General features: G+C 67.0%; 22 protein-coding genes. 6 read left to right on the top strand and 16 right to left on the bottom strand.

From position 1 onward, the window contains the following. Positions 1-39 precede the first annotated feature (39 nt). From ppsA to def, 10 genes are all read right to left on the bottom strand, one after another. Positions 40-2,469, bottom strand: a complete 2,430-nt coding sequence (ppsA, locus tag ACNH6H_RS13610) for a phosphoenolpyruvate synthase (protein WP_418318377.1) — start codon at positions 2,467-2,469, stop codon at positions 40-42. Positions 2,470-2,532: 63 nt separating this feature from the next. Further along, complete coding sequence (locus ACNH6H_RS13605) at positions 2,533-3,741, bottom strand: threonine ammonia-lyase (protein ID WP_418318376.1); 1,209 nt, start codon at positions 3,739-3,741, stop codon at positions 2,533-2,535. Positions 3,742-3,743: 2 nt separating this feature from the next. Continuing rightward, positions 3,744-5,174 carry a pyruvate kinase gene (pyk, locus tag ACNH6H_RS13600; RefSeq protein WP_418318374.1) on the bottom strand — a complete coding sequence of 477 codons (1,431 nt, stop codon included), beginning with the start codon at positions 5,172-5,174 and terminating at the stop codon, positions 3,744-3,746. A gap of 113 nt (positions 5,175-5,287) precedes the next feature. Further along, positions 5,288-6,487, bottom strand: a complete 1,200-nt coding sequence (locus ACNH6H_RS13595; RefSeq protein ID WP_418318373.1) for a phosphoglycerate kinase — start codon at positions 6,485-6,487, stop codon at positions 5,288-5,290. A gap of 65 nt (positions 6,488-6,552) precedes the next feature. Continuing rightward, a complete protein-coding gene (locus tag ACNH6H_RS13590) occupies positions 6,553-6,882 on the bottom strand; it encodes an AzlD domain-containing protein (RefSeq protein ID WP_418318372.1) in 330 nt (109 codons plus the stop codon). Then, a complete protein-coding gene (locus ACNH6H_RS13585; RefSeq protein WP_418318371.1) occupies positions 6,879-7,643 on the bottom strand; it encodes an AzlC family ABC transporter permease in 765 nt (254 codons plus the stop codon). Before ACNH6H_RS13585 ends, ACNH6H_RS13590 begins: the two co-directional genes overlap by 4 nt. Positions 7,644-7,734: 91 nt before the next feature. Continuing rightward, positions 7,735-8,124 carry a hypothetical protein gene (locus tag ACNH6H_RS13580; RefSeq protein ID WP_418318370.1) on the bottom strand — a complete coding sequence of 130 codons (390 nt, stop codon included), beginning with the start codon at positions 8,122-8,124 and terminating at the stop codon, positions 7,735-7,737. Positions 8,125-8,178: 54 nt separating this feature from the next. Next, positions 8,179-9,018, bottom strand: a complete 840-nt coding sequence (gene htpX, locus ACNH6H_RS13575; RefSeq protein WP_418318368.1) for a zinc metalloprotease HtpX — start codon at positions 9,016-9,018, stop codon at positions 8,179-8,181. Between the two features lie 83 nt (positions 9,019-9,101). Beyond that, positions 9,102-10,058, bottom strand: coding sequence for a methionyl-tRNA formyltransferase (gene fmt / locus ACNH6H_RS13570; protein WP_418318367.1), 957 nt, complete (start codon positions 10,056-10,058; stop codon positions 9,102-9,104). Between the two features lie 30 nt (positions 10,059-10,088). After that, a complete protein-coding gene (def, locus tag ACNH6H_RS13565) occupies positions 10,089-10,601 on the bottom strand; it encodes a peptide deformylase (protein ID WP_418318366.1) in 513 nt (170 codons plus the stop codon). A 245-nt stretch (positions 10,602-10,846) separates the two neighbouring features. Here def and ACNH6H_RS13560 point away from each other — a divergent pair, with 245 nt between their 5' ends. The 3 genes from ACNH6H_RS13560 (at position 10,847) to ACNH6H_RS13550 (ending at position 13,655) form a co-directional block, all read left to right on the top strand. Beyond that, positions 10,847-12,010 (top strand): LysM peptidoglycan-binding domain-containing protein, encoded by a 1,164-nt coding sequence (locus ACNH6H_RS13560; RefSeq protein ID WP_418321319.1) that lies wholly within the window; start codon positions 10,847-10,849, stop codon positions 12,008-12,010. A gap of 19 nt (positions 12,011-12,029) precedes the next feature. Continuing rightward, on the top strand, positions 12,030-13,136 hold the full coding sequence (dprA, locus tag ACNH6H_RS13555; protein ID WP_418318365.1) for a DNA-processing protein DprA: 1,107 nt from the start codon (positions 12,030-12,032) through the stop codon (positions 13,134-13,136). Between the two features lie 66 nt (positions 13,137-13,202). Then, positions 13,203-13,655: a DUF494 family protein gene (locus ACNH6H_RS13550; protein WP_418318364.1), complete on the top strand. Its 453-nt coding sequence runs from the start codon at positions 13,203-13,205 to the stop codon at positions 13,653-13,655. A 225-nt stretch (positions 13,656-13,880) separates the two neighbouring features. Here the strand turns inward: ACNH6H_RS13550 and ACNH6H_RS13545 are convergent, their stop codons facing one another. The 4 genes from ACNH6H_RS13545 to yajC all read right to left on the bottom strand — a co-directional run bounded on the left by ACNH6H_RS13545 (position 13,881) and on the right by yajC (position 19,662). Next, positions 13,881-16,208 (bottom strand): DUF1631 family protein, encoded by a 2,328-nt coding sequence (locus tag ACNH6H_RS13545; protein WP_418318362.1) that lies wholly within the window; start codon positions 16,206-16,208, stop codon positions 13,881-13,883. A gap of 51 nt (positions 16,209-16,259) precedes the next feature. Next, positions 16,260-17,300, bottom strand: coding sequence for a protein translocase subunit SecF (gene secF, locus ACNH6H_RS13540; RefSeq protein WP_418318360.1), 1,041 nt, complete (start codon positions 17,298-17,300; stop codon positions 16,260-16,262). A 42-nt stretch (positions 17,301-17,342) separates the two neighbouring features. Beyond that, on the bottom strand, positions 17,343-19,223 hold the full coding sequence (secD, locus tag ACNH6H_RS13535; protein WP_418318358.1) for a protein translocase subunit SecD: 1,881 nt from the start codon (positions 19,221-19,223) through the stop codon (positions 17,343-17,345). Positions 19,224-19,323: 100 nt separating this feature from the next. Further along, positions 19,324-19,662, bottom strand: coding sequence for a preprotein translocase subunit YajC (gene yajC, locus ACNH6H_RS13530; protein WP_418318357.1), 339 nt, complete (start codon positions 19,660-19,662; stop codon positions 19,324-19,326). A gap of 180 nt (positions 19,663-19,842) precedes the next feature. Between yajC and ACNH6H_RS13525 the strand changes: the two genes are divergently transcribed. Both ACNH6H_RS13525 and ACNH6H_RS13520 read left to right on the top strand, forming a co-directional pair. Next, complete coding sequence (locus ACNH6H_RS13525; protein ID WP_418318355.1) at positions 19,843-21,258, top strand: YhjD/YihY/BrkB family envelope integrity protein; 1,416 nt, start codon at positions 19,843-19,845, stop codon at positions 21,256-21,258. 129 nt (positions 21,259-21,387) lie between these two features. Further along, positions 21,388-22,950, top strand: a complete 1,563-nt coding sequence (locus tag ACNH6H_RS13520; protein WP_418318353.1) for a mechanosensitive ion channel — start codon at positions 21,388-21,390, stop codon at positions 22,948-22,950. A gap of 48 nt (positions 22,951-22,998) precedes the next feature. Here the strand turns inward: ACNH6H_RS13520 and ACNH6H_RS13515 are convergent, their stop codons facing one another. Next, on the bottom strand, positions 22,999-23,913 hold the full coding sequence (locus tag ACNH6H_RS13515; protein WP_418318351.1) for a DUF2145 domain-containing protein: 915 nt from the start codon (positions 23,911-23,913) through the stop codon (positions 22,999-23,001). Positions 23,914-23,924: 11 nt separating this feature from the next. Continuing rightward, complete coding sequence (locus tag ACNH6H_RS13510) at positions 23,925-24,404, bottom strand: hypothetical protein (RefSeq protein ID WP_418318350.1); 480 nt, start codon at positions 24,402-24,404, stop codon at positions 23,925-23,927. Between the two features lie 145 nt (positions 24,405-24,549). On the opposite strand from ACNH6H_RS13510, the gene ACNH6H_RS13505 reads away from it, so the two are divergent. Continuing rightward, positions 24,550-25,218, top strand: a complete 669-nt coding sequence (locus ACNH6H_RS13505) for a YcbK family protein (protein ID WP_418318349.1) — start codon at positions 24,550-24,552, stop codon at positions 25,216-25,218. Positions 25,219-25,274 lie beyond the last annotated feature (56 nt).

The following is a 25,274-nucleotide window of genomic DNA, read 5'->3' as shown; positions in this document are numbered from 1 at the left end:
GGGTCGACCCCAACGACGTCCGGCCTTTGCCGCGGCAGCCTAGCGCGCCCCGCTGGCACGACCCTCCCCGGCCTCGATTTCGGCCAGCTCCTTCATCGTGCGCAGCACCGTGTCCGGCGTCAGGCTGATGCTGTCGATGCCGAGCTCGACCAGGTAGCGGGCGATCTCCGGATGGTCCGACGGCGCCTGGCCGCAGATGCCGCTGTGCCGATTGTTGCGTTTCGCGCCGTCGACTGCGAGCTTCAGCATCTTCAACATGCCCGGGTCGCGCTCGTCGAACGATTCGGCAACGATCGCGCTGTCGCGGTCGACGCCGAGCGTCAGCTGCGTCAGGTCGTTCGAGCCGATTGAAAAACCGTCGAACAACTCCGAAAACTCGTCGATCAGCAGCACGTTGTTCGGGATCTCGCACATCACGTAGACCTCGAGGCCATTCTGCCCGCGCACCAGGCCGTGACTGGCCATCGCGTCGAGCACGCGGCGCGCCTCGTCGATGCGGCGGCAGAACGGCACCATCAGCTTCAGATTCGTCAACCCCATCTCGTCGCGCACGCGTTTCAGCGCCGCGCACTCGAGCGCAAAACCCTCGGCATAGTCGGGATGGATATAGCGCGCGGCGCCGCGGAAGCCGATCATCGGATTTTCCTCGTGCGGCTCGAACACGCGGCCGCCGAGCAAGGCCGCATATTCGTTGCTCTTGAAATCCGACAGCCGAACGATCACCGGGCGCGGGAAAAATGCCGCGGCAATCGTGCCGACCCCTTCGGCGAGCCGCTCGATGAAATAACTCGCGCCATCCGGATACCCGGCACACAACGCCTCGACCTTCGCGCGCTCGGCGGCATCGGTGATGCGCTCCTGGTGCAGCACCGCCATCGGATGCACTTTAATGTGCTCGTTGACGATGAATTCCATCCGCGCGAGGCCGACGCCGTCGCACGGCAGAAAACTGGTCTGGAAGGCGAGTTCGGGATTGCCGAGATTGACCATGATCTCGGTGCGCGGCTTCTTCAAACCCGACAAGTCGGTGACCACGCGGTGGAACGGCACTTCGCCGGCATAGACATTGCCGACCGCGCCTTCGGCGCAGGACACCGTCACCGTTTCACCGTTGGTCAATGTCTCGGTGGCATGTTCGGCGCCGACCACCGCCGGAATGCCGAGCTCCCGCGCGACGATCGCCGCGTGGCAGGTGCGGCCGCCGCGGTTGGTGACGATGGCCGCTGCCGTCTTCATCACCGGCTCCCAGTCCGGCGTCGTCGTATCGGCGATCAGCACTTCTCCGGGCTGGAATTCAGCCAGCTGGCGTCCATTGGTCACCAGCCGGACGCCGCCGCTGGCGATTCGCGAACCGACCGAGCGGCCACGCACCTTCATCTCGCCTTTGCCGTCGAGCACGAATTCCTCGATCTGCGTCACCGATTGCTGCGACACCGCCGTTTCCGGCCGCGCCTGCACGATGTACAGCGCACCATCTGGCCCATCCTTCGCCCATTCGATGTCCATCGGCCGACGGCTGCCGGCCTGGCGGCTGTAGTGGTCCTCGATCTTGATCGCCGCATCGGCGAGCTCCAACACGTCGGCGTCGCTGAGGCAGAAGCGCGCCCGGTCGGCTTTCGGCGTCGGCCGGTTGACGACCGGCTCCCGCGTGCGGCCCGGCGCATAAACCATCTGGATCTGCTTCTTGCCGAGCGTGCGGCGCAGCACACGGCGGAAACCCTGCCGGAAAGTCGGCTTGTGGACATAGAACTCGTCCGGGTCGACCGCGCCCTGCACGACGTTTTCACCGAGCCCCCAGGCGCCGGTGATGAACACCATGTCCGGATGGCCCGATTCGGTATCGATGCTGAACATCACGCCGCTCGACGCGAGATCGCTGCGCACCATCTGCATCACCGCGACCGACAGGAAAACCTTGAAGTGGTCGAAGCCGTTGTCGATGCGGTATGAAATCGCGCGGTCGGTGAACAGCGATGCCTGGCAACGCTTGACCGCATCGAGCAGCATCTCCTCGCCCTGGATATTCAGGTAGGTATCGTGCTGGCCGGCAAAACTCGCGGTCGGCAGGTCCTCCGCGGTTGCCGAACTGCGCACCGCGACGCTCAGGTCGTCGCCGACCTGGGCTTTCAGCTCGCGCCAGGCGCTGCGGATCGATTGCTCGACATGCGCCGGCATCGGCGCGGCAAAAACGACCTCGCGAGCCCGCGCACCGGCCCGCGCCAGTGAAGCGACATCGCGTTTGTCGAGGCCGTCGAGCAGACGGTGCAATTCGGGCCAGCAATCGGCGGTATCGAGCGCTTCCCGATAGGCCTCGGCGGTGACGGCAAAACCGTCGGGGATGCGCACGCCGAGCGGCACCAGTTGCTGGAACATCTCGCCGAGCGAGGCATTCTTGCCGCCGACCAGCGGCAGGTCCGCCAATGAAAGTTCACGGAACCAGCGGATCGAATCGGCCAGGGTCTTCGTCATCTACAGCCTCCAGAAAGAGGCTTTCATCGTGACCCGGATCCGGCGGCAGCGGCTTGACCCGTATCAAGCTATCCGTTGTGCCCGGTAACCGCGCTCGCACAATGCGGCGAGGATCTGCTCGATGTGCTCGACACCGCGGGTCTGCACCACCACCTCGACCTGCACGCGCTCGACCGACAGCGACGAAAAGGCCCGCTGGTGCTGCAGCTCGTTGATGTTCGCGCCGAGCTGGCCGAGCAGCCTCGCCATGTCGGCCAGTGCACCGGGCACGTCGCGGACGTCGAGCCGCAGCCGCGCCAGCCGGCCCGACTTGACCATGCCGCGCTCGATGATCTCGGCCAGCAGCATCGGTTCGATGTTGCCGCCGCACAGCACCAGACCGACCTTGCGGCCGGCAAAACGCTCGCGGTGTTTCAGCAGGGCCGCCAGGCCGACCGCGCCGGCGCCTTCGACGACGGTTTTTTCGATCTCGAGCAGCATCAGCATCGCCTGCTCGATATCGTCCTCGCCGACCAGCAGCACATCCGCGACCTGGTCGAGGATCACCGGCAGCGTCAGCGCGCCGGGCGACTTGACCGCGATGCCGTCGGCAATCGTCGCCTGCCCGCATTCGAGATCGCCGCCGTGGCGCGCATTCCAGACCGGTGGAAAACGCTCGGTCTGCACGCCGTAGACCTCGAGCCCGGGCTTCACCGATCGGGCCGCAGTCGCCATGCCGGCGATCAGGCCGCCGCCACCGACGGCAATCAGCAGCGTATCGATCTGCGGCTGCTCGGCCAGCATCTCGAGCGCGATCGTGCCCTGCCCGGCCGCGACTTCGACATCGTCATAGGGATGGATCAGCGTCAGCCCGCGCTGCTGCGCCAGCGCCAGCCCGTGGGCCCGCGCATCGTCGAAGGTGTCGCCTTCGAGCACGACGGTGGCGCCGAAGCGGCGCGTATTGTCGATCTTCACCGACGAGGCAAACCTCGGCATCACGATCGTCGCCGGTATGCCCATCCGCTGCGCGTGGTAGGCGACGCCTTGCGCATGGTTGCCGGCCGATACCGCGAGCACGCCGGCGGCGCGCTCTTCCGGCGTCAGTTGCGCCATCCGGTTCAGTGCCCCGCGCTCCTTGAACGATGCGGTGAACTGATGGTTCTCGAATTTGAGGAAAACCTCGCAGCCGACCAGCGACGACAAGGTGCGCGACACCAGGCACGGCGTATCGATGACCTCGCCATGCAGCCGCTCGGCCGCTGCGCGGACCGCATCCGCAGTCAGGGCGGACACCATCAGCCGACGCGGCAGACCTTGAGCATGTTGGTGCCACCCGGATGGCCCATCGGCTCACCGCAGGTGATCGCATAGGTATCGCCGGGCCGCAATGCGCCGCTTTCGATCAGCAGCGCTTCGGCCTGCGCCAGCGCATCGTCGCGGTCGCTGCAGCTGTTCATCAACAGCGGCCGCACATTGCGGTACAGCGCCATCCGTCGCTCCGAGAACGGCTGCGAGGTCAGGCCGAAGATCGGCACCTTGACGTTGTGACGGCTCATCCACAAGGCCGTCGAACCCGACTCGGTCAATGCGACGATCGCCTTGCAGCCGAGATGGTGGGCGGTGAACAGCGCGCCCATCGCGATCGACTGGTCGATCCGCTCGAAACGCTTGTCGGCAAAATCGGTATCGATGCTGCTGTCCTCGGCGCTTTCCGCCTCGAGCGCGATCGCCGCCATCTGCTCGATCGTCTCGACCGGATATTTGCCGGTTGCCGTTTCGGCGCTGAGCATCACCGCATCGGTGCCGTCGAGCACCGCATTGGCCACGTCGCTGACCTCGGCGCGTGTCGGCACCGGGTTGTGGATCATGCTTTCCATCATCTGCGTCGCGGTGATCACGACGCGGTCGAGTTCGCGCGCCATCTTGATCATCCGCTTCTGCAGCGCCGGCACCGCGGCATTGCCGACCTCGATCGCAAGGTCGCCGCGGGCAACCATGATGCCGTCGCTGGCCCTGAGGATGCTCTCGAGCGCCGGGATCGCCTCGATGCGCTCGATCTTCGCGATCAGCGCCGGCCGGTGCCGCCACTGCTGGCCGGCGACATTCGCCAGTTGACGCGCCATCTCCATGTCGGTTGCGCTTTTCGGAAAACTGACTGCAAGGTATTCGCACTGGAAGGCCATCGCGGTCTTGATGTCCTCCATGTCCTTCGCGGTCAGCGCCGGCGCGGTCAGGCCGCCGCCGGCCTTGTTGATGCCCTTGTTGTTCGACAGCGGCCCGCCGGCGACGACGGTGGTGTGCACCGCATCGGCACGCACCGTGTTGACGACCAGCTTCAGCAGGCCGTCGTTGAGCAGCAGGATGTCGCCGGGACGAACGTCGCGTGGCAATTCCTTGTAATCAAGGCCGACCCGCTCGTGGTTGCCCAGGTCATTGCTGCTGGCATCGAGGATGAACTGCTGGCCTGCCACCAGTTCGGTGTGGCCACCTTCGAATTTGCCGACGCGGATCTTCGGCCCCTGCAGGTCGGCCATGATCGCGACCGACTTGCCGGCCGCCTTTGCGACCTCGCGCACGACATTGGCGCGCGCGATGTGGTCGTCGGCGGTGCCGTGCGAAAAATTCAGCCTGACGACATCGACGCCGGCGAGGATCATCCGCTCGAGCACCTCGGGAGCGCTCGACGCGGGGCCCAGGGTGGCAACAATCTTGGTGGCGCGGGGCATGGCGATCTCCGTTGTCGCAAGGGCTCGTCGCAACGGCCCGTCTCCGGCGGCAGCCAGGAGTGGTTGCTGCCGGGCATTCAGCGCATTATCGGCGCCGTTGCCGGCGCCTGCGATCACTTGGCCGAATCGGCGCGCCGCTGCAGCACCTCGAAGGCCGGCAGCGTCTTGCCCTCCAGCACTTCGAGGAAGGCGCCGCCACCGGTCGAGATATAGCCGATGTCGCGCTCGATGCCGTATTTCGAGATCGCCGCGAGCGTATCGCCGCCACCGGCGATGCTGAAGGCCGGGCTTTGCGCAATCGCCCGCGCCAGCACCTCGGTGCCGTGGCTGAAGGCGTCGAATTCGAAGACGCCGACCGGGCCGTTCCAGACGATGGTGCCGGATGACTTCAGTTGCTCGGCCAATGCCGCAGCGGTCTGCGGCCCGATATCCAGGATCAGGTCGTCGGCCGCGACGTCGGTCGAGGCCTTGACGGTCGCCTTCGCGTCGGCGGCGAAGCGGTCTGCAACAACGACGTCGACCGGGATCGGCACCGCGGCGCCACGTTTTTGCATCGCGTCGATCACCGCGCGCGCCTCTTCGACGAGGTCGGCCTCGGCCAGCGACTTGCCGATCGGCAGGCCGGCCGCCAGCATGAAGGTATTGGCGATGCCGCCGCCGACGATCAGCTGATCGACCTTCTCGGCCAGCGCCTTCAGGATCGTCAGCTTGCTGCTGACCTTGCTGCCGGCGACGATCGCGACCAGCGGTCGCTTCGGCGCCGCCAGCGCCTTGCCGATCGCATCGATCTCGGCCGACAGCAGCGGGCCGGCGCAGGCAACCGGCGCATGTTCGGCAATGCCGTAGGTGCTGGCCTCGGCGCGGTGCGCTGTGCCGAAGGCGTCGTGGACGAAGATGTCGCACAACGCGGCCATCTTGCGCGCCAGCGCCTCGTCGTTCTTCTTTTCGCCCTTGTTCAGCCGGCAGTTTTCGAGCAGCACGACCTGGCCGGCGGCGACATCGACGCCGTCGACCCAGTTGCTGACCAGCGGCACGTCGCGGCCAAGCAGTTCACCGAGGCGTCGCGCCACCGGCGCCAGCGAATCCTCGGGCTTGAATACGCCTTCGCTCGGCCGGCCGAGGTGCGAGGTGACCATCACCGCGGCACCGGCGCCGAGCGCCTGCTCGATGCAAGGCAGCGACGCGCGGATGCGTGTGTCCTCGGTGATCGCGCCCTGGTCGTCGAGCGGCACATTGAGGTCGGCGCGGATGAAGACGCGGCGGCCGGCGACCCGGCCGGCGGAAACGAGGTCCTGGAAGCGAAGGATGTTCATCGGATCGGCTGCTTGAGGGAACACTGGGGCCCGTCGCCAGACCCCGCGAAGCGCCGATTGTCCTACTACCAGCCGAGCAGCAGCTTCAACGGCAGCAGCACCGCCATGCCGGTGACAATGGTGCCGAGGATGCCGCGGCGCCAGAAAAAGTAGGCGCTCGCCGCCGCGACGGCAAACAGCCGCGCGTCCTGCCAGGTATCGATCAGCTGACCCTGGCTCATCACGATTTCCGGCGTCAGCACCGCGGTCAGCGCGGCCAACGGCGCGTACCGCAAGCCGCGGTTGATCCAGTCCGGCAAGACCAGTTCGCGCTCGGAGAACAGGAAAAACGCGCGTGTCGCGAGCGTGATCAGCGCCAGCCCGATGATCGCGATGAAGGTCTCGGTGCTGCTCATGTCGTCGCCCTCGACGGCCGGCCGCCGGCGCGGCTCAGCAGGTCGCGAAAACGCCGGCCGGCATCGCCGCCGCCGTCGATCAGCAGACCGAGGCAGACCGCCGCGGCGATCGCGACGACGATGTTCAGCTTGAACGGCATCGCAAAAGCTGCCACTGCGGCTGCGCCAGCGACCGCGGCGGCCAGCGCGGTCGCGCGGTCCGACAGCATCGACCAGGTCAGGCCGAGCAGCGCGAGCACGCCGGCAAAACCCAGTCCCCATTCGGTCGGGATCACGTCGGCGAGCAGGATGCCGACCACCGACGCCGACTGCCAGGCCAGCCAGACCAGCGAACTGCCGCCGAGAAAATATTCGATCTGGCCTTCGTCTTCGCGCGGCTCCTGGAAGCGCTTCATGAACAGCACATAGCTGAGGTCGGCCGAGATATAACCGAGCGCGAGCCGCTGGCCGCGTGGAAAACGTCTGAAAAACGGCCGCCACTGCGCGCTGAAGATCACGAAACGCAGGTTGATGCAGACCGCGGTGGCCCAGATCACCCACAGCGGCGCGCCGGCCGCGATCAGCGGCACCGCGGCAAGCTGGGCGCTGCCGGCAAAAACCGTCAGGCTCATCAGCAACGCGAGCGGTACGCTGAGTCCGCCCTTGACCATTGCGACGCCGGTCACCAGGCCCCAGGCGGCCAGCCCGAGCGATACCGACGACATCTCGCGGACGCCAGCTCGGAATTGGGGATGGTGCAGGCAACCGCGGACCGAAGACATCGGCGGATTGTCTCAAAGTTCGGGTTTGCCCGCAGTCGCCGATGTGACGCGCGGCGCGGCGGTCGGCGCCGGTGAATGCCGCGTCAGACGCTCAATGTTTGCCGGCCGACGCCAGTTTCTTGCGCGCCGACGTCGATTCGTCTTCGTCGGCGGCAGCGGCCTCGTCCTGCGCGGCCGGCTGCGCCGACATCACTGGCACCACCGTCTCGATCTTGTTTTCGCGCATGTAGTCGTTCATGTCGCGCCAGCCGGCGAAGATCGCCGAGCGGTCGGCCCTCTTGTACAGCAGGTAGCAGTCCTCGATCGCCCGGCCGGCATGGCGGCAGGCACCGCCGATCGCCTTGCCGTCGGCAATGCGGGCGGCGGCGATCGTCTCCGGCGTCTCGATGCCGAGCTGCTCGCAGCCGGCAAGCAGCCAGACCGCGCCGGCGATCAGCAGTCGGGCGAATGGCGGCAGGAACGGGCGGGCGTGGCGAGGCATGACCCCCGGGATATCGACCGCCGCCGCGCCGGCTTTAGCGGCCGGCGCAGCGCATCAGCGCATCGCCAGCAGCCGCGCGACGCGTTCCTCGGTCGACGGATGGGTCGAGAACAGGCCTCGCAGGCCGCCGCCGGACAGCGGGTTCATGATCATCATCTGTGCGGTTTCCGGGTGCCGCTCGGTCGTCTCGAGCGGAATGCCCTGCGCATAGCGCTGGATCTTCTGCAGCGCGCTGGCCAGCGCCTGCGGATCGCCGGAAATCTCGGCGCCACCGCGATCGGCCTCGAATTCGCGGGCCCGGCTGATCGCCATCTGGATCAGGCTCGCGGCCAGCGGCGCCAGAAACATCACCAGCAGCCCGACGATCGGATTGTGCGAGCGGCCCTCGCTGTCGCGGCCGCCGAAAAACATCGCGAAATTGGCCAGCATCGAGATCGCACCGGCCATCGTCGCGCTGATCGTGCTGATCAGGATGTCGCGATGCCGCACGTGGGCGAGCTCATGCGCCATCACGCCGCGCAGTTCGCGTTCGCTGAGCACGCGCATGATGCCGGTGGTTGCAGCGACCGCGGCGTTGTCCGGATTGCGCCCGGTCGCGAATGCGTTCGGCGAATCCTCGTTGATCAGATAGACCTTCGGCATCGGCAGGTTCGCGCGCTGCGCCAGCTCGGCCACCATCCGGTAGAACTGCGGCGCCGAGTGCTCGTCGACCTGCTGCGCGTTGTACATCTTCAGCACCAGCTTGTCGGAGAACCAGTAGCTGAAAAAATTCATGCCGATCGCGATCACCAGCGCGACCATCATGCCGGTCTGGCCGCCGATCAGCCCACCGATGGCCATGAAGAGCCCGGTGATCGCAGCCATCAATACCGCGGTTTTCAACAGATTGAACATCTCACAACCTTTCTCAACGACGCGTCGACCGGGATCCGGCCGAACCGCTGCCGACCATCAGATGCGGCCAGACGGCCGCAATTTCAATCCACCGCGCCGAGTATCGTCCCGATGCCGACCGGCCGCGCCTGCAAGAAGGCGGCAGCCGCCTGACGCCTGCCGCCGGCACGCTGCAATTCGCGCAGCCGCAGGCCACCCTCGCCACAGGCGACCAGCAGCCCGGACTCCTCGGTGGCGACCACCGTGCCGGGTCGGCCGTCGGCCGCCGCGAGCTCGGCGCGCCACAGCTTGACCACCTCGCCGCCGAGCTGCGTGCTGGCACCGGGAAACGGGTCGAAGGCGCGGATCCGGCGCTCAATCTCGATTGCCGGACGCGTCCAGTCGATCGCCGCCTCGGCCTTGTCGATCTTGTGGGCGTAGCAGACACCTTCGGCAGGCTGCGCGACCGGCTGCAGGCGGCCGGCCGCCAGGTCGTGAAGCGCCGCGACGATCAGCCGGCCGCCGAGCGCGGCGAGCTCGTCGTGCAGGCTGCCGGTGGTCGCGTCGGCGGCGATCGTCAGCGCTTCACGGTTCAGCATCGCGCCGGTATCGAGGCCGGCATCCATCTGCATGATCGTGACGCCGGTTTCACGGTCGCCGGCCTCGATTGCGCGGTGGATCGGCGCGGCGCCGCGCCAGCGTGGCAGCAGCGACGCATGCACGTTCAGGCAGCCATGGCGCGGCAGCTGCAGCGTCCAGTCGGGCAGGATCAACCCGTAGGCGGCGACCACCATCACGTCGGGCGCGGCAGCGAGCAGCGCCTCGCGGGCGGCCGCGGCGTCGTCCGGCCAGCGACCATCGAGGCGCAGGCTGCGCGGCTGCGCGACCGGCACGCCGGCGGCCTGCGCCGCCTGCTTGACGGCGGAGGCCTGCAGCTTCATGCCGCGGCCGGCCGGACGGTCCGGCTGGGTCAGCACCAGCACCAGCTCGTGGCCGGCGGCGAGCAGCGCCTGCAGGCTGGCGTGGGCAAATTCCGGCGTGCCGGCGAAAGCGACTTTCACTGTGGACGGGCGAAAACGGCGCTGCGCCGCTCAGGCGCGCATCTCATCGCGCGCCTTCTTCAGCAGCTTGGACTTGATGCGGTCGCGCTTCAGCAGGCTCAGGTATTCGACGAAGACCTTGCCGACCAGGTGGTCCATCTCGTGCTGCACGCAGATCGCCAGCAGGCCATCGGCCTCGAACTGCTGCGGCTTGCCGTCGCGATCAAGGGCGCGCACGGTGACGCGCTCGTGCCGCTTGACCTTGTCGTAGACCAGCGGCACCGACAGGCAGCCTTCATCGACGAAGCTCATTTCCTCGCTGCGCTCGACCAGTTCCGGATTGATCAGCACCCGCGGATCGTCGCGGGTTTCCGATGTATCGATGACGATCACCCGCTCGTGGACGTCGACCTGGGTTGCCGCGAGGCCAACGCCGTCGGCGGCATACATCGTCTCGAGCATGTCGTCGACCAGCTTGCGGATGCGCGAATCGACCTCCGCCACCGGCTTGGCAACCTTGTGCAACCGAGGGTCGGGATATTTCAGGATATTCAGCTGAGGCATTGGACGTTGATTGCGGCGGGCAGGATAAACCCCGGTATCACGATGCGATGTGCGGCGGTCGACCGGGTGTCCGGGGTGTGCCGTCGGCGCATCGGTTTCATTGCGACATCAATGGTTTGGGGGCAGAATCTGCGAAATAAAGTGAGGATTTTCGCCGATCCGCTGCAGTCCCCCATCGCGTGCGGCTATTTGCGCCGACGCTGTTTCCCACGACGCCTAGCCCAGCCACGATGAACATCTCGACGATGTGCGGTACCTGCCCTGCTGTTCGCCCGCGTGGGGTACAGGCGCTGACCTGGATCACCACGGCCGCCATGGCGGCCATTTTTTCGATGCCGGCGCAGGCGGTCAATTTCCCGGTGATACCGGAATGGCGCGAGACGGCACGCAAGGTCGCGCAGGACGGCGTCCCGCTGTCCGAACTGGCGCCGAATGCACCCGACTCCTACACCGTCAAGCGCGGCGACACGCTGTGGGCAATTTCCGGCATCTTTCTGCGCAGGCCCTGGCGCTGGCCGGAGCTGTGGGGCATGAACCTCGAGCAGATTCGCAACCCGCACCTGATCTTTCCGGGCCAGGTGCTGTATCTCGACAAATCCGGCGGACGCGCGCGGCTGCGGCTTGGCCGGCCGGTTGGCGACGTCAAGCTGTCGCCGCAGGTGCGCAGCACGCCGCTCGAGGACGGCGCGATTGCGTCGATCGATTTCCGGCTGATCGAGCCCTTCCTGAACGAGGCGGTGGTGTTCGAGACCGACGCGCTCGAGGCCGCGCCGCGGATCGTCGCGACGCAGGAAGGTCGCGTGCTGCTGACCCGCGGTGATCTGGCCTATGTGCGCGGACCGGTCGACCGCAATACCAGCTATCGCATCTTCCGCGAGCCGCAGCCGATGCGCGACCCGGCGACCGGAGAGGTGCTCGGTTTCGAGGCGCAATATGTCGGCGCCGCCGATTTTGTCCGCAGCGGCGAAGCCCGCCCGGGCGCTGACCCGGCCACGCTGGTGCCGACGACGTTCCGGCTCGCTTCGGTCCGCCAGGAAGCCAATGTCGGCGACCGGCTCGCGCCGCCGCTGCCGCGTGATTTCAGCAACTATGCGCCGCGCGCGCCGGAGAATCCGGTTTCCGGGCAGATCGTCTCGATCTACGGCGATGCACTGACGGCCGGGCAGAACCAGATCGTCGCGCTGAACCGCGGCGCCCGCGAGGGCCTGCAGCGTGGCCATGTGCTGGCGTTGTGGCGCGCCGGCGAGACGACGGTCGACCGCACCGATCCGCGCCGTCCGGTGATGAAGCTGCCCGACGAGCGCCACGGCCTGCTGTTCGTCTTCCAGGTCTTCAAGCGCGTGTCGTACGCACTGATCCTGCAGGTCCAGGAGCCGGTCCGCCCGGGCGACCGCTTCAGCGAGCCCTGACCCGCTCCAGCTGGTCGCGGTGATCAGCGACGCCGAACTGCCCGCCTGGCTGCGCCTGCTGGCGACGCCGGGCCTCGGCCGATCGTCGTTGCGCCGGCTGCTGGCAGCCTTCGGTTCACCCGACGCGGTATTCGACGCCGAGCCGGCGGCGCTGCGGCAGTTCATCGACGCTGCGCAGGCCGCGGCGCTGGCAAAGCCGCCCGACGGTTTCGACGCGCTGCTTGAACGGACCGGCCGCTGGCTTGCCTCCGGCAGCGCCCAATCGCCCCGCGCACTGTTGAGCCTGGCCGATCCGGAATACCCGTCGCCGCTGCTGCAGACCGCCGATCCGCCGCTGCTTCTCTACCTGCAGGGCCGCGCCGATCTGCTCGCCACGCCCTCATTGGCGATCGTCGGCAGCCGCCGGCCGACGCCGCAGGGCATCGACAATGCCCGCGAGATTGGCGCCGAACTCGGCCGGCACGGCCTGACGATCGTCTCGGGGCTGGCGCTCGGCATCGACGGCGCGGCTCATCTGGGTGCGCTCGATGGTGGCGCCGGCAGCATCGCGGTGGTCGGCACCGGCCTCGACATCGTTTATCCGACGCGCCACCGCGCGCTGGCCGGGCGGCTCGCAGTCGAGGGTCTGCTGGTCAGCGAATTTCCACTCGGCACGCCGCCGCTGTCGGCCAATTTCCCGCAACGCAACCGCATCATCGCCGGCATCAGCCGCGGCACGCTGGTCGTCGAGGCGGCCGTGCGCTCGGGCTCGCTGATCACGGCAAGGCTGGCTGCCGAGGCCGGCCGGGAGGTTTTCGCGATTCCGGGTTCGATCCGATCACCGCAGGCAAGCGGCTGCCATGCGCTGATCAAGCAGGGCGCAAAACTGGTCGAGTCGGCGCAGGACGTGCTGGACGAGCTGGCTTTTCCGTCGCCACCACGGGCCGCGGATGCCGCCGTCGCGGAGCAAGCGCCCGAGGGCCCGCTGATCGAGGCCCTCGGCCACGATCCGGTGACGCTCGATGCATTGCTGGCGCGCACCGGCCTCGGCATCGAAGCACTGAGCGCGGCGCTGCTCGAACTCGAGCTCGCCGGCAAGGTCGCGCGGCTGCCGGGCCAGCTGTTCCAGCGCGTCGGTTATGGCTGAACCAGCCGCCGCGGTCGAGCTCCCGCACGGGCAGTGGGTTCGGCGGCCTGAGGTATAGTGTTTTTCATGTTCGACGTCCTCGTCTACCTGTACGAAACCTACTGGCGACCGGATGCCTGCCCGGACCACGCCCAGCTGACCCGCAAGTTGTCCGCGGTCGGCTTCGAGTCGGACGAAATCCAGGAAGCGCTGACCTGGCTCGACGGCCTTGCCGCTGCCGCCGAGTCGTACGTCGGCACGCAGAGCCCGAAGGGCCTGCGCGTCTATTCGGCCGCCGAGCAGGAGCACCTCGGCGAAGCGTCGATCGGCTTTCTGAGCTTCCTCGAATCGGCCGGCGTACTGCCGCCGCCGATGCGCGAGATGGTGCTCGACCGCGCCAGCGCGATCCCCGGCGCGCCGCTCGACCTCGAAGACCTGAAGATCATCGTGCTGATGGTGTTCTGGAGCCTTGGCGAAGAGCCCGACGCGCTGATCCTCGACGAGTTGTTCGTCGACGAATCCGAACGGCTGATTCATTAGGCCTGCACAAGCGCGCGGCCCTGGCCCTACATGCGCGGCACGAAGTGCCCGCGCCCATCCAAGCAACGCCCGAGGGTCCGGCTTTGCCGGCCCGATGGGTGGCGCGCGCCCCTTGGGGGCCGAGTCCGGACATGAACAGTCCAGTGGACTGTTCGTGCCTGACGAGGAGATGGGCGGCTTGCGCCCATCGCGGCCGGCAAGGCGGAGCGAAGCGACTGGGGGGCTCTAATTTTCGAGGCGGCGCGGATCGGCGTCGATTTTTGCCATCGCGCTGCGGGTCGCCTTCACGGTCAGCGTCTCGTCCTGCGCCGGCACCAGCAGGCCGGCTTGCAGGAAGGATGCGAGGCGGTTCTGCTGGAACAACACGCCGCGGCCCTGCTGGGTGACGAACAGCGCGAGCTGGTGGCGCATGCCGCGCCATGCCAGTTGCACCGGCTCGTTGCGGTTGCGGTAGTCGAGCATGTACCAGGTGCCGACCTGCAGTTCGCGCGCCCAGGCCATCATTTCGGCGGTCGGCATCGAGCCGCCCTCGCCGACGATCTCGAGCTCGGAACTTTCATGGCCCGACAGATCGAGCACCATCGACTCGTCAATCTCGACATCGTCGGCATCGGGCAGCAGCTCCTCCAGCGTTTCCAGCCGCGCCTGCAGTTCCGCCATCCGTTCGCTGCTGATCGTCGCGACCTTTGCGGTAAACGCCGCCGCCAGCGAGTCGTTCAGCCGCTGCACATGTTCATCCTGCTTCTGCGCCGACATGCCGACGCTTTGCATGCCGTCGCGCAATGCCTTCAGCAACTGCGGCAGCTGGCGGATCACTGCGGCGCGGTCCTCGCGGGTCACCTTCGCGCTGGCCGACCAGATCAGGTCGGCGGCGACCTTTTTCAGCGCCCGGGTGGCATCGCTCTGCAGGCCTTCCTTGACTGCCGCAACCGCCAGCACGTCGGCCCAGACATGGAACAGGAATTCGCGGATGCCGTCCTGCACCGGCATTTCGCTCAACATCTTGCGCAATTCGATCGTGTACTGGATCGCCAGCGTCTCACGCTGCTCGACCTGCTGGGCAAGCGAAATGCCCTTGCGGCTGGCCTCGTTCTCGTTGCGGAAGAAGTTCTCCAGAAACTCCTCGAACTCGTTCAGCACGGTCTGGAAGACACGGCGGCCGGTATCGGGATAGGCCTCGACGACCTGCACGATGCGCTTGATCTCGAGTTCGAGCTGGGCGCCAACCGGATTCAGGCTGGCGTCGAAACCCATCACGCAAGCACCCATGCGGTCGATCAGCCGCCGCGCCGGGTGATCGACGGTGGCAAAAAAATCCGGTTCGCCGACTGCAACACGCAGCACCGGCATCTGCAGCCGCGCAAACCAGACCCGCACCGTCGCCGGCAGCCGCTCCTCGGTCAGCAGGCTCTGGAACAGCAGTGCGACAACCTCGATCGTCGCCCGCTCGACCGGCGTCGCCGCGGCCTGCTTCAGCGCGATCTTGCGCTGGTGCAGTTCCTCCAGCATCGCCGGCGTGCTGATTGGCAGCGCATGTTCGTGGCCGGCTTCCTGCGGCGCGGCCAGCCGCTGGGCAATGCCCTGCTGGGCCTGTCCGATCGCTGCGGCGAGTGCCTGCGAGCCCTGCGGATGTTCAACGGTGGTCGCCGCAAAATCGGGGATCTGCCGCCAGATCAGCCGGTTCAGCCGACCCAGCACCGCTTCGGCCTGCGTCGCGCCGCGCCCGATCGAGCCGGTGCGGGTCTGCATCCGCGTTTCCTGGCTGACCGCGTCGCGGGCTGCGCCGGTCGGTGCGAAGGTCGATGTGCGCTCGGCGTGGAAGCCGGTGCCCTGCACCGAGTCGCCGCCGCCGAGCCCTGATCGGCTGCTCGGGGGCGGCACCGCACCACCGCGCGAGCGGCGGATGAACGGCCGCAGGTCGATCTCGGCGAGCACGCCGCGCTCGACCAGCAGGCGATTGACCTCGTGATAGGCCTCCTCGGCGAGGTGGCCGAACTCGTCGTGGATCAGCGGCTGCAGCACCCGCCAGTTGTCGTTGGAAAAACCTGCCGCGTGCCAGGCCGTCGTGACGGTCCGGGCCAGCACGTGGGGCCGCAACACGTCGTGCGCCGCCAGCTCGTCGCTGCCTTCGATGGTGGCCATCCGCGAGCGCAGGTCGCTGAATTCCCAAGAGGCCCGGTCCATGATCGCCAACGCCAGCCGCGAACTGACGATCTCACCCTCGATCGTCGAATCCTCGACCAACGTGAAATCGAGCCCGCCACTGCTGCTGCCGTGGCCGCTGCGCGGCGGCTCGGCCCTGACGCCGTTGGACGAGGCGGCGTCGTGCAGCCCTTTTTCGGTCGCTGCGGTCCAGGCCCGGCCCTTCTGATTCAAGGCCTCGACCGCTTCGCGGCGCTGCAGCACGACCGGCGGCTCGGCGACCTTCGTCAGCAGCGTCCTGGCGGCATCGTCGATCGTTGCGAACAGGGCCGGCAACCCCTTGACGAGATTGTCGACATAGGCGCGGCGGGCCTGCGCGGCGAGAACGATCGAAGCAGCGCCGGTCGCCATGTGTCGGATAGGTGGGTGAGCAAGCCGAATTGTCTTCGACTCTACACCCCGTCAGACCACCGCGCCGGCGTTCGGATCATCCGGATCGCTTTCCTTCGGGCCGATGCGGACCAGATCCTCGCGCTTGACGCCAAGCCACATCGCGACCGCCGCGGCGACGAAAACCGACGAATAGATGCCGAACAGGATGCCGATCGACAGCGCGATCGCAAAATAGTGCAGCGTCGGCCCGCCGAACAGCAGCATCGACAACACCATCATCAAGGTACTGCCGTGGGTGATGATGGTGCGGCTGATCGTGCCGGTGATCGCGTTGTCGATCACCTCGCGCGGCGTCATCTTGCGGTATTTGCGGAAGGATTCGCGTACCCGGTCGAAGATGACGACCGATTCGTTGACCGAATAACCGAGCACCGCAAGCAGCGCCGCCAGCACCGCCAGCGAGAATTCCCACTGGAAGAAGGCGAAGAAGCCGACGATGATGATCACGTCGTGCAGGTTGGCGATGATGCCGGCGACCGCAAATTTCCACTCGAAGCGGAATGCCAGATACAGCATGATGCCGGTGATCGTCGCCAGCAGCGCATAGGTACCGTCACGCGCCAGTTCGGAACCGACGGTCGGCCCGACGAACTCGCTGCGCTGCAGCCGCACCGGCTCGCTGGCGCCGCCGGCCGCGGTCGTGCATGCCGAGCGGCTGATCGCCTCGCCCTTGTCGGAAACCGCCTGGATCGCCGAGATCGTGCCGCCTTCGGCCTTGCACAGCGAATCGAAGACGCGATCGACGACATCGGCCTGCTTGACGTCCTCGCGCAGCGGCAGCCGGATCAGCACGTCGCGCGAGGTGCCGAAATTCTGCACCTGCACCTCGCCGACGTTCAGCGCCTCGACCGCCGAGCGCACCTTGCCGATATCGGCCGATTCCTGGTAGGCGACCTCGATCACGGTGCCGCCGGTGAACTCGATCGACAGGTGCAGGCCCCGCGTCGCGATGAAAAAGACGGCGATCAGGAAGGTCAGCGCCGAGATCGCGTTGAGCACGATCGCATGCCGCATGAACGGAATGTCGCGGCTGATTCTGAAGAATTCCATGCGGGTTCTTTCGTGAAAAACAGTGCCGGGCTGAGGCGGGGCTCAGCGCTTGCCGGCCAGCGCGGTGCCGGCGTCGGGTTTCCATACCTGGCCGATCGACACGCCCTTCAGCTTCTTCTTGCGGCCGTACCAGAGGTTGACGAGGCCACGCGAGAACATCACCGCGGAGAACATCGACGTCAGGATGCCCAGGCAGTGGACGACGGCAAAGCCACGCACCGGCCCGGAGCCGAAGGTCAGCAGCGCGAGACCGGCGATCAGCGTCGTGATGTTGGAGTCGAAAATCGTTCCCCAGGCCCGGTCGTAGCCGTTGTTGATCGCCGTCTGCGGTGGCGCGCCATTGCGCAATTCCTCGCGCACCCGTTCATTGATCAGCACGTTGGCGTCGATCGCCATGCCCAGCGTCAGCGCGATCGCGGCAAATCCCGGCAGTGTCAATGTCGCCTGCAGCATCGACAGCACCGCGGTCAGCAGCAGCAGGTTGAAGGCCAGCGCCAGCGTCGAGAAGACACCGAACAGCAGGTAATAGGCCGACATGAAGATGGCAATCGCGATGAAGCCATAAATCACGCTGTTGAAGCCTTTTGCGATGTTCTCGGCGCCGAGGCTCGGGCCGATCGTGCGCTCCTCGATGATCTCCATCGGCGCAGCGAGCGAGCCGGCACGCAGCAGCAGCGCGGTATCGCTGGCCTCGTTGGTCGTCATCCGGCCGGAAATCTGGAAGCGCGCGCCGAGTTCGCCGCGGATCACCGGCGCAGTGACGACCTCGCCCTTGCCCTTCTCGAACAGCAGGATCGCCATCCGCTTGCCGATGTTTTCGCGCGAGACGTCGCGCATGATGCGCGCGCCCTTCGCGTCGACGGTCAGATGCACCGCCGGCTCGTTGGTCTGGCCGTCGAAGCCGGCCTGAGCGTCGGTCAGGCTTTCGCCGGTCAGGATCACCTGGCGCTTGACGATCAGCGGCGCGCCGCCGCGCTCGACAAAACGCTCGGTGCCGAACGGTACCGGGCCATTGCCGACCGCCGCTGCGGCGGCCTCCGGGCTGTCGTCGACCATCCGCAGCTCGAGCGTCGCGGTGCGGCCGATGATGTCCTTCGCCTTCGCGGTGTCCTGCACGCCGGGCAACTGCACGACGACACGGTCGAGGCCCTGCTGCTGGATCACCGGCTCGGCGACGCCGAGTTCATTGACGCGGTTGTGCAGCGTCGTGATGTTCTGCTTGATCGCGGTTTCCTGGACGCGCAACGCGGCGGCCGGCTTCAGCGCACCGCGCAGCGCGTAGTTGCTGCCTTCGGTCGCCACCGTCCAGTCGAGGTCGGGCAATTGTTCGGTCAGCAGGTCCTGTGCGGCAAGCTGGGTCTTTTCGTCACGGAAGCTCAGCTGCACGCCGTTGCCGTCGCGGTTGATGCCGCTGTGGCGCAGATTCTTGTCGCGCAGCAGCGTGCGCACGTCGCCGGTCAACGATTCGGCCTTCTTCGTCAGCGCGGTCTTCATGTCGACCTGCATCAGGAAGTGGACGCCGCCGCGCAGGTCGAGGCCGAGGTACATCGGCAAGGCGTGCAGCGAACTGAGCCAGACCGGCGATCGCGAGACCAGATTCAGCGCAACGATGTAGCCGGGGTCGGCCGGGTCCGGATTCAGCGCATTGCTGATCGCGTCCTTGGCCTTCAGCTGGGTGTCGGTATCGGTGAAGCGGGCGCGCACCGACTGGCCCTCGAGCTGGACAAAATCGGCATTGATCGACGCCGCCTTCAGCGCCGCCTCGACACGGTCGACGACGGCGGAGTCGACCTTCACCGTCGCCTTCGCGCTGCTGACCTGCACGGCAGGCGCCTCGCCGAACAGATTGGGCAGCGAATAGACGATGCCGACCAGCAACGCGATCGCCAGGATCACGTACTTCCACAGCGGGTAACGGTTCATGACGGTTTCCAGCAGATCCCGGATTCAAGCCGCGCAGGGTGACGCCCGCCGGTCGGCGGACGCCCGGCCGAAGCCACCCCGGTTGCGCGGGGGGCGAGATTTATTTGAAGGTGCCCTTCGGCAGCACCTGGACGACGGCAGCACGCTGCACCTGGATCTCGACGCCATTGGCGATCTCGACGTGGATGAAGTTGTCGCCGAGCCGCGTGACCTTGCCGACCATGCCGCCACCGATGACGACCTCGTCGCCTTTGGCCAGCGCCTCGATCATCGCCTTGTGTTCCTTCTGGCGCTTCATTTGCGGACGGATCATCACGAAATAAAGCACCACGAACATCAGGATCAGCGGCAGCATCGATCCCAGGCTGCCGAAAATCGAATCGGCTCCGCCGCCGGTTGCCGCTGGCGCAGTCTGCGCAAAAGCTTGTGAAATGAACACTTGACTATCCTTGATGGGGGCAGCGGCACCATGCCGGCAGCCCAACCGCGCATTGTAGGGGGGCGGGCCCGATAGCCCTGCATCGGCCTCTGGCTTGTCTCAGTCGTCGCCGGCCCGCCGCGCGGTCGCCGGCATTTCTCGACCGTCGCGCAGTGCAGCGCTCGCTACACTGGGCCGGCAATGGCGAAACCGAACAACCCTCTGCCATCGGGCCTGGCGACGCGCTTCCACGAGCTCGTCTGGGGCCCGCGCGAGCCGGCGCTGCCGGGCTGGCAGGCCTGGGGTTTGCGCGTCGTGCGGACGGTGTCGATGCTGGTGCGCGACATCGTCGACGGCCAGCTGACGCTGCGCGCGATGAGCCTGGTCTATACGACGCTGCTGTCGATCGTGCCGCTGCTGGCGCTGAGCTTCTCGGTGCTGAAGGGTTTCGGCGTCTCGAACCAGATCCGGCCGATCCTGCTGCAGGTTCTGGAACCGCTGGGCCCGGAAGGCGAAGTCGTCGCGAACCAGATCGTCGGCTTCATCCAGAACATGAATGTCGGCGTGCTCGGTGCACTCGGCCTCGGCTTGCTGCTCTATACCGCGATCTCGCTGATCCAGAAGATCGAGGAGGCGCTGAACCACATCTGGCACATCCCGCAGTCGCGCCGGCTCGGCGAGCGTTTCAGCCGCTATCTCAGCGTGCTGCTGGTCGGCCCGATCCTGGTCTTCTCGGCGATCGGTCTGACCGCAACGGTGATGAACATCGACACCGTGCGCGGCATCCTCGAGATTTCGGTGCTCAGCCAGGCGGTCCAGGTGATGAGCCGGCTGATGCCCTATCTGCTGGTGATCGCCGCCTTCACCTTCGTCTACATGTTCATCCCGAATACCCGGGTGCGGCTGCTGCCGGCGCTGGTCGGCGGTGCGGTCGGCGGCATCGCCTGGCAAAGCGCCGGCTGGATCTTTGCGGTATTCGTCGCGTCGTCGAACAAATATGCGGCAATCTATTCCGGCTTTGCGATCCTGATCCTGTTCATGATCTGGTTGTACCTGAGCTGGCTGGTGCTGCTGTTCGGCGCCAGCATCGCGTTTTACGTGCAGCATCCGGAATACCTGTATGCCGGCGGCGGCGAGCCGCGCCTGAGCAACCGCGTGCGCGAGCGGCTTGCGCTGTCGGTGATGAGCCTGGCCGCCGGCCGTTTCCAGCGCGGCGAGCCGGCGCCGGCGCTGCACGATTTCACCCGCGCGTTCGGCGTGCCCTCGCATTCGATGCTGGTGGTCGTCGATGCGCTGCTGCGCAGCCGCATGCTGTGTGCAACCGATGCCGAACCCAGCACCTACATACCGGCACGCGATCCGGCGCAGATTCCGGTCGCGGCAATCCTGCAGGCGGTGCGCGCGGCCGGCGAAGACATGTTCATGACGCCGGCGCAGTTGCCGGCGCCGGCGCCGGTCGAGGCGGCGTTGGCGAAGATCGACCAGGCGGTCGACGCCGGACTCGGCGGCATCAGTCTGCGCGAACTTGCGACGCCGGCGGCGGTCGAACGGGTCGCCGCGGGCGGTCCGACAGCGGCAGACGGCTCGTCGGCTGCCGGCCCGCCGGCCGGCGGCTGACGCGGCAAATCCGAGGCCATTTATCGACAGTTGCGGTGCGTTGATACATTGGTCACAATATAAATCGGTTGTTGCAGCATGCGTCGCGTGCCGGCGCAGTGTCTTTGACAAGAGAAAAAAGGAGAGCCCATGGACTACCAGGCATTCGTCACGCCGCTGCAGAATTCCCTCGGCAGTCATATCCCGCAGATCATCGGCGCCGTGATCATTTTTGCGGTCGGCTGGCTGATCGCGGTGATTGCCCGCGCGGCCACATTGCGCGTCTTGCGCATGCTCGGCGTGAATCGACGCATCGAGGAAAGCACCGGCTCGAAGGTCGATGCCGAACACCCGGTTGCGATCGGCGTGTTCTGGCTGATCATCCTCGGCGCGGTGATCGCCGCACTCAATGCGCTCGATCTGGCCAGCCTGTCGAATCCGTTCTCGATGCTGCTGTCCGACATCCTCGGCTACCTGCCGCATCTGCTGGCCGGACTGGTGCTGACGCTGATCGCGTGGCTGATCGCCACCGTGCTGCGTGCGGCAGTCACCCGGGCGCTGCAGATGACGAAGATGGACGACAAGCTCAGTTCGGCCGCCGGCATGGCGCCGATGAGCCGCAACGTCGGCAACGTGTTGTTCTGGCTGGTGATGCTGCTGTTCCTGCCGGCCATCCTCGGCGCCTTCCGCCTCGGCGGCACGCTCGGCCCGGTGCAGGTGATGATGACGCAGGCACTCGACATGGTGCCGAACATCTTTGCCGCCGCGCTGATCGCCTTCGTCGGTTATGTGGTGGCCAAGGTGCTGCGCGGACTGGTCACCAACCTGTTGTCGGCCGCCGGTGTCGATCGGTTGTCGCAGCGCTTCGCAGGCGGCGCCGCCGATGTCGATGCGACCACGCCGACCGCCACGACCACCACCACCGCCGCTCCGCCGCCGCCCGACAGCGGATCCGGCGTCAGCCTGTCGCGGCTGGCCGGCACGCTGGTCTTCATCCTGGTGCTGGTGCCGTCGCTGATCGCCGCGCTCGATGCGCTGCGCATCGAGGCGATCTCGCGCCCGGCGACGCTGATGCTCGGCAAGATGCTCGATGCGGTGCCGAACATCATTGCCGCGGTCGTGATCGTGCTGATCACCTGGTATGTCGCGCGTTTTGTCGCGACACTGCTGGCGCGCCTGCTCGAAAGCGTCGGCGCCGACACGATTCCGCAACGCATCGGCATGGGTGATGCGATGAGCGGCAATACCCGGCCGTCGCGGCTTGCGCACTGGGCGGTGATGCTGTTCGCGATGCTGTTTGCCGTCGTCGAGGCCGCCGACCAGCTCGGCTTCTACCAGGTGCGCGACGTCGTCACCGGCTTCATCCGCTTCGGCGGCGACATCATCCTCGGCGGCCTGATCCTGGTGATCGGCTACTGGCTGGCCAACATGGCCTACAACGCGATCTCGCGGGCCAGCGGCGAAAACACCGCCGGCCTGGCATCGATCGCGCGGATCGCGATCCTCGGCGTCGTCATCGCGATGGGCCTGCGCGCGATGGGCATCGCCAACGAGATCGTTCAGCTCGCGTTCGGCCTGACGCTTGGTGCGGTCGCGGTCGCGATTGCCTTGTCGTTCGGCCTTGGCGGCCGCGAGTCGGCTGGCAAGCTGACCGAATACTGGCTGAACCGCTGGCGCCGCAACCGGCCGGACAGCCCGCCCGATCAGCCCTGATCGGCAGCAGTTCCAGCAAGGCCGCGACGGCGACGTCGCGGCCTTTTTTCATTGCGCCGCCAGGTTGACGACGCTGTCGCCTGGGCCGGGCCGGCAGCCCTCGCCGAGCGGCTGCCAGCCATGGTGGATCACGACTTGGTCGGCATCGAAGCAGAATTCGACCCGGCTCGCCTGCGGCAGCCGGCGGCGCACGAAGTCCTCGATCGACGCCGGCATGCTGACGCGCATCAGGTTGCGGTCGAGGTCGTCGGCCGGATGGTCGTCATGGTGCAGCAGCGGGAAGATGCTGCCGAGCCAGCGCGGCGGCGGCAGCGTGACCTCGAAGGTGGTCGGCCGGTAACCTGCGCTGCCGAGCCAGGCCTGCGCCGCGGCCCTCGGCTCGCGGCCGTCAGACGCATCGGAATTCCACGCAGCCGCCAGCATCTCGGCCAGCCACTGGTTGCAGTTCTGGTAGCTGACGCTGAATGCATGGGCATTGGCGCTGTAGCCTGCGCCGAGCAATTGCAGCGCCTGCCGGTCGTCGAGCACGACCCGCTCGAGTTCGGCTTCCGCCTCCGGCGGCAGCAGCACCGCCGAGATGAAACCCTGCCGGGGGTTGTCGAGCCCGAGCAGAAAACCGGCCATCCCCTGATCGAAGATCCGCGGCCGCTGCTCGGCGCAGGCGTAATACAGCTGGCGCACCGCCCACGGCGCCTCGCGGCTGGCCTGCAAGCTGACGCCGGCATGGGTATAACGAACTCCGAAGCGGCCGAGATCGAGCCCGGAACGCGAGACCAGCGCCAGCCGGTGGCCGGATTGCTCGAGATGCGTCTTGACGATCGCGCCAAAACGCAGGATGCGGTCCTGCTCGGCCGCGCTCAGGTCGGCCGGCCGGTCACAGAAGCGCAGCGTCGAGGCCTGCACAACCGTGCCAGCCGCAAGCAGGCACAGCGCCGCCGCTGCAGCGGCGATGCCGCGCCGCACCGGCCTGTGTGTCAAAGCCCGACCGGCGTGGTCCTCAGTTCGCGATACCAATCGTCATGCAGCGCGAGGAAAAAGGCCTGGCGCGGCTTGCCTTGCGCGAATTCGAAACCGTAGGGCCGCTCGGCCACGTGAACCGTCGTGCCGGCGACCAGTTCGGGGGTCCGGCCCACGGTCTCGCGCGGCACGGTCAAGACGAACGGTTCCGCCCCGCCGGCCGCGCCGTCCTGCAGCGGCGCCAGTGCCAGCCGCAGCATGTCGGGCCGGCCGGTGTCCTCGGCAATTTCGATCAGACGGTAGTCACCTTCGGCGACACGGCGGTCGCCGGACGAGCTGTTGCTCGACGCCTGCACCGATCCGGACAGCCTGCCGACCGAGGCGGTGATGCTGTCCGAAGCCGACGAAGCGGCCGAACTCGGGCCGGCGAAGGCAGGGGAAACCAGCGCGGCAAGCGCGAACGTGAGCGGAAGCAGATAGCGGGTCGGCAAGGTCATGGCAGCAGCGGCAATCTCGGTTGAAGCGCCGCCATCCTAGCGCCTGCGCCAACGTTACAGGCGGTCACAACCGCGCGCTCCAGTTCCAGCGGTCGGCGCCGATACCTGCTGCAGGCCCGCATGATCGACGCGAAGAGGTGCCGTGATGAGTGACGAGACAAGCGGCCCGCTGACGGGTCGCCGGCGCCTGCTGGCCGGCATCGGAACAGGTTTTCTGCTCGGCAGTTTCGGCCTGACTGCGACCGCGACCAGCAGCGGCCGAACCGACGCAACCGAGATCGAACCGGCGCGCTCGCGCGACGGACTCGACTGGCGTGCCGCGCTGCTCGCCGGTGACCGCAGCATCCTGATGCGCCGCGACGGGCCGGCGATGCGCATCCGCTACCGCAACGCCGATGGCTCGCTCGACCGCGACGGCTACGTGGCCGCCTGCCACATGCTGCGCGACGTGCGCGCCAACCGCATCGTGCAGATCGACCCCGAACTGCTCGACGTGTTGTGCGGCGTGCAGCGCTGGATGGAATTCAACGGCAAGCTGCCGACGATCGAGATCACTTCGGGTTTCCGAACCGTCAGCACCAACGAGTCGGCCGAAGGATCGGGCCGGCAATCGATGCATTTGTACGGCAAGGCGGCCGACATCATCGTGCCGGGCGCATCGAGCTCGGTGATCGGCGCGATGGTGCGCCGCTTCAACGACGACGGCGGCACCGGCATCTATCCGTCGCGCCAGTTCGTTCATGTCGATACCGGCGCGCCGCGCAGCTGGATCGCCGCGCCGGCCACGCGCCCGCGGCGCCGTCGCCGCCGCTGAGCTGCCGGGCCGCGTTGCGCGGCCGAATGCTGGTAAGGTTTGCGCCCCTGCGTCGC

The sequence above is a fragment of the Pseudideonella sakaiensis genome, from assembly GCF_048320135.1.
Lineage (GTDB): Bacteria > Pseudomonadota > Gammaproteobacteria > Burkholderiales > Burkholderiaceae_C > Ideonella_A > Ideonella_A sakaiensis_A.
Note: the sequence above shows the minus strand (reverse complement) of the source record. Positions and strands in the feature narration are given on the sequence as shown.

Coding starts and splice junctions, on each gene's coding strand:
- ACNH6H_RS13510 (WP_418318350.1), bottom strand. CDS start 24,404: ATGACCTTGCCGACCCGCTATCTGCTTCCGCTCACGTTCGCGCTTGCC.
- ACNH6H_RS13550 (WP_418318364.1), top strand. CDS start 13,203: ATGTTCGACGTCCTCGTCTACCTGTACGAAACCTACTGGCGACCGGAT.
- ACNH6H_RS13560 (WP_418321319.1), top strand. CDS start 10,847: ATGTGCGGTACCTGCCCTGCTGTTCGCCCGCGTGGGGTACAGGCGCTG.
- ACNH6H_RS13525 (WP_418318355.1), top strand. CDS start 19,843: ATGGCGAAACCGAACAACCCTCTGCCATCGGGCCTGGCGACGCGCTTC.
- ACNH6H_RS13580 (WP_418318370.1), bottom strand. CDS start 8,124: ATGCCTCGCCACGCCCGCCCGTTCCTGCCGCCATTCGCCCGACTGCTG.
- def (WP_418318366.1), bottom strand. CDS start 10,601: ATGCCTCAGCTGAATATCCTGAAATATCCCGACCCTCGGTTGCACAAG.
- ACNH6H_RS13520 (WP_418318353.1), top strand. CDS start 21,388: ATGGACTACCAGGCATTCGTCACGCCGCTGCAGAATTCCCTCGGCAGT.
- secD (WP_418318358.1), bottom strand. CDS start 19,223: ATGAACCGTTACCCGCTGTGGAAGTACGTGATCCTGGCGATCGCGTTG.
- ACNH6H_RS13585 (WP_418318371.1), bottom strand. CDS start 7,643: ATGTCTTCGGTCCGCGGTTGCCTGCACCATCCCCAATTCCGAGCTGGC.
- ACNH6H_RS13545 (WP_418318362.1), bottom strand. CDS start 16,208: ATGGCGACCGGCGCTGCTTCGATCGTTCTCGCCGCGCAGGCCCGCCGC.
- ppsA (WP_418318377.1), bottom strand. CDS start 2,469: ATGACGAAGACCCTGGCCGATTCGATCCGCTGGTTCCGTGAACTTTCA.
- ACNH6H_RS13590 (WP_418318372.1), bottom strand. CDS start 6,882: ATGAGCAGCACCGAGACCTTCATCGCGATCATCGGGCTGGCGCTGATC.
- secF (WP_418318360.1), bottom strand. CDS start 17,300: ATGGAATTCTTCAGAATCAGCCGCGACATTCCGTTCATGCGGCATGCG.
- ACNH6H_RS13505 (WP_418318349.1), top strand. CDS start 24,550: ATGAGTGACGAGACAAGCGGCCCGCTGACGGGTCGCCGGCGCCTGCTG.
- htpX (WP_418318368.1), bottom strand. CDS start 9,018: ATGTTCAATCTGTTGAAAACCGCGGTATTGATGGCTGCGATCACCGGG.
- ACNH6H_RS13595 (WP_418318373.1), bottom strand. CDS start 6,487: ATGAACATCCTTCGCTTCCAGGACCTCGTTTCCGCCGGCCGGGTCGCC.
- pyk (WP_418318374.1), bottom strand. CDS start 5,174: ATGCCCCGCGCCACCAAGATTGTTGCCACCCTGGGCCCCGCGTCGAGC.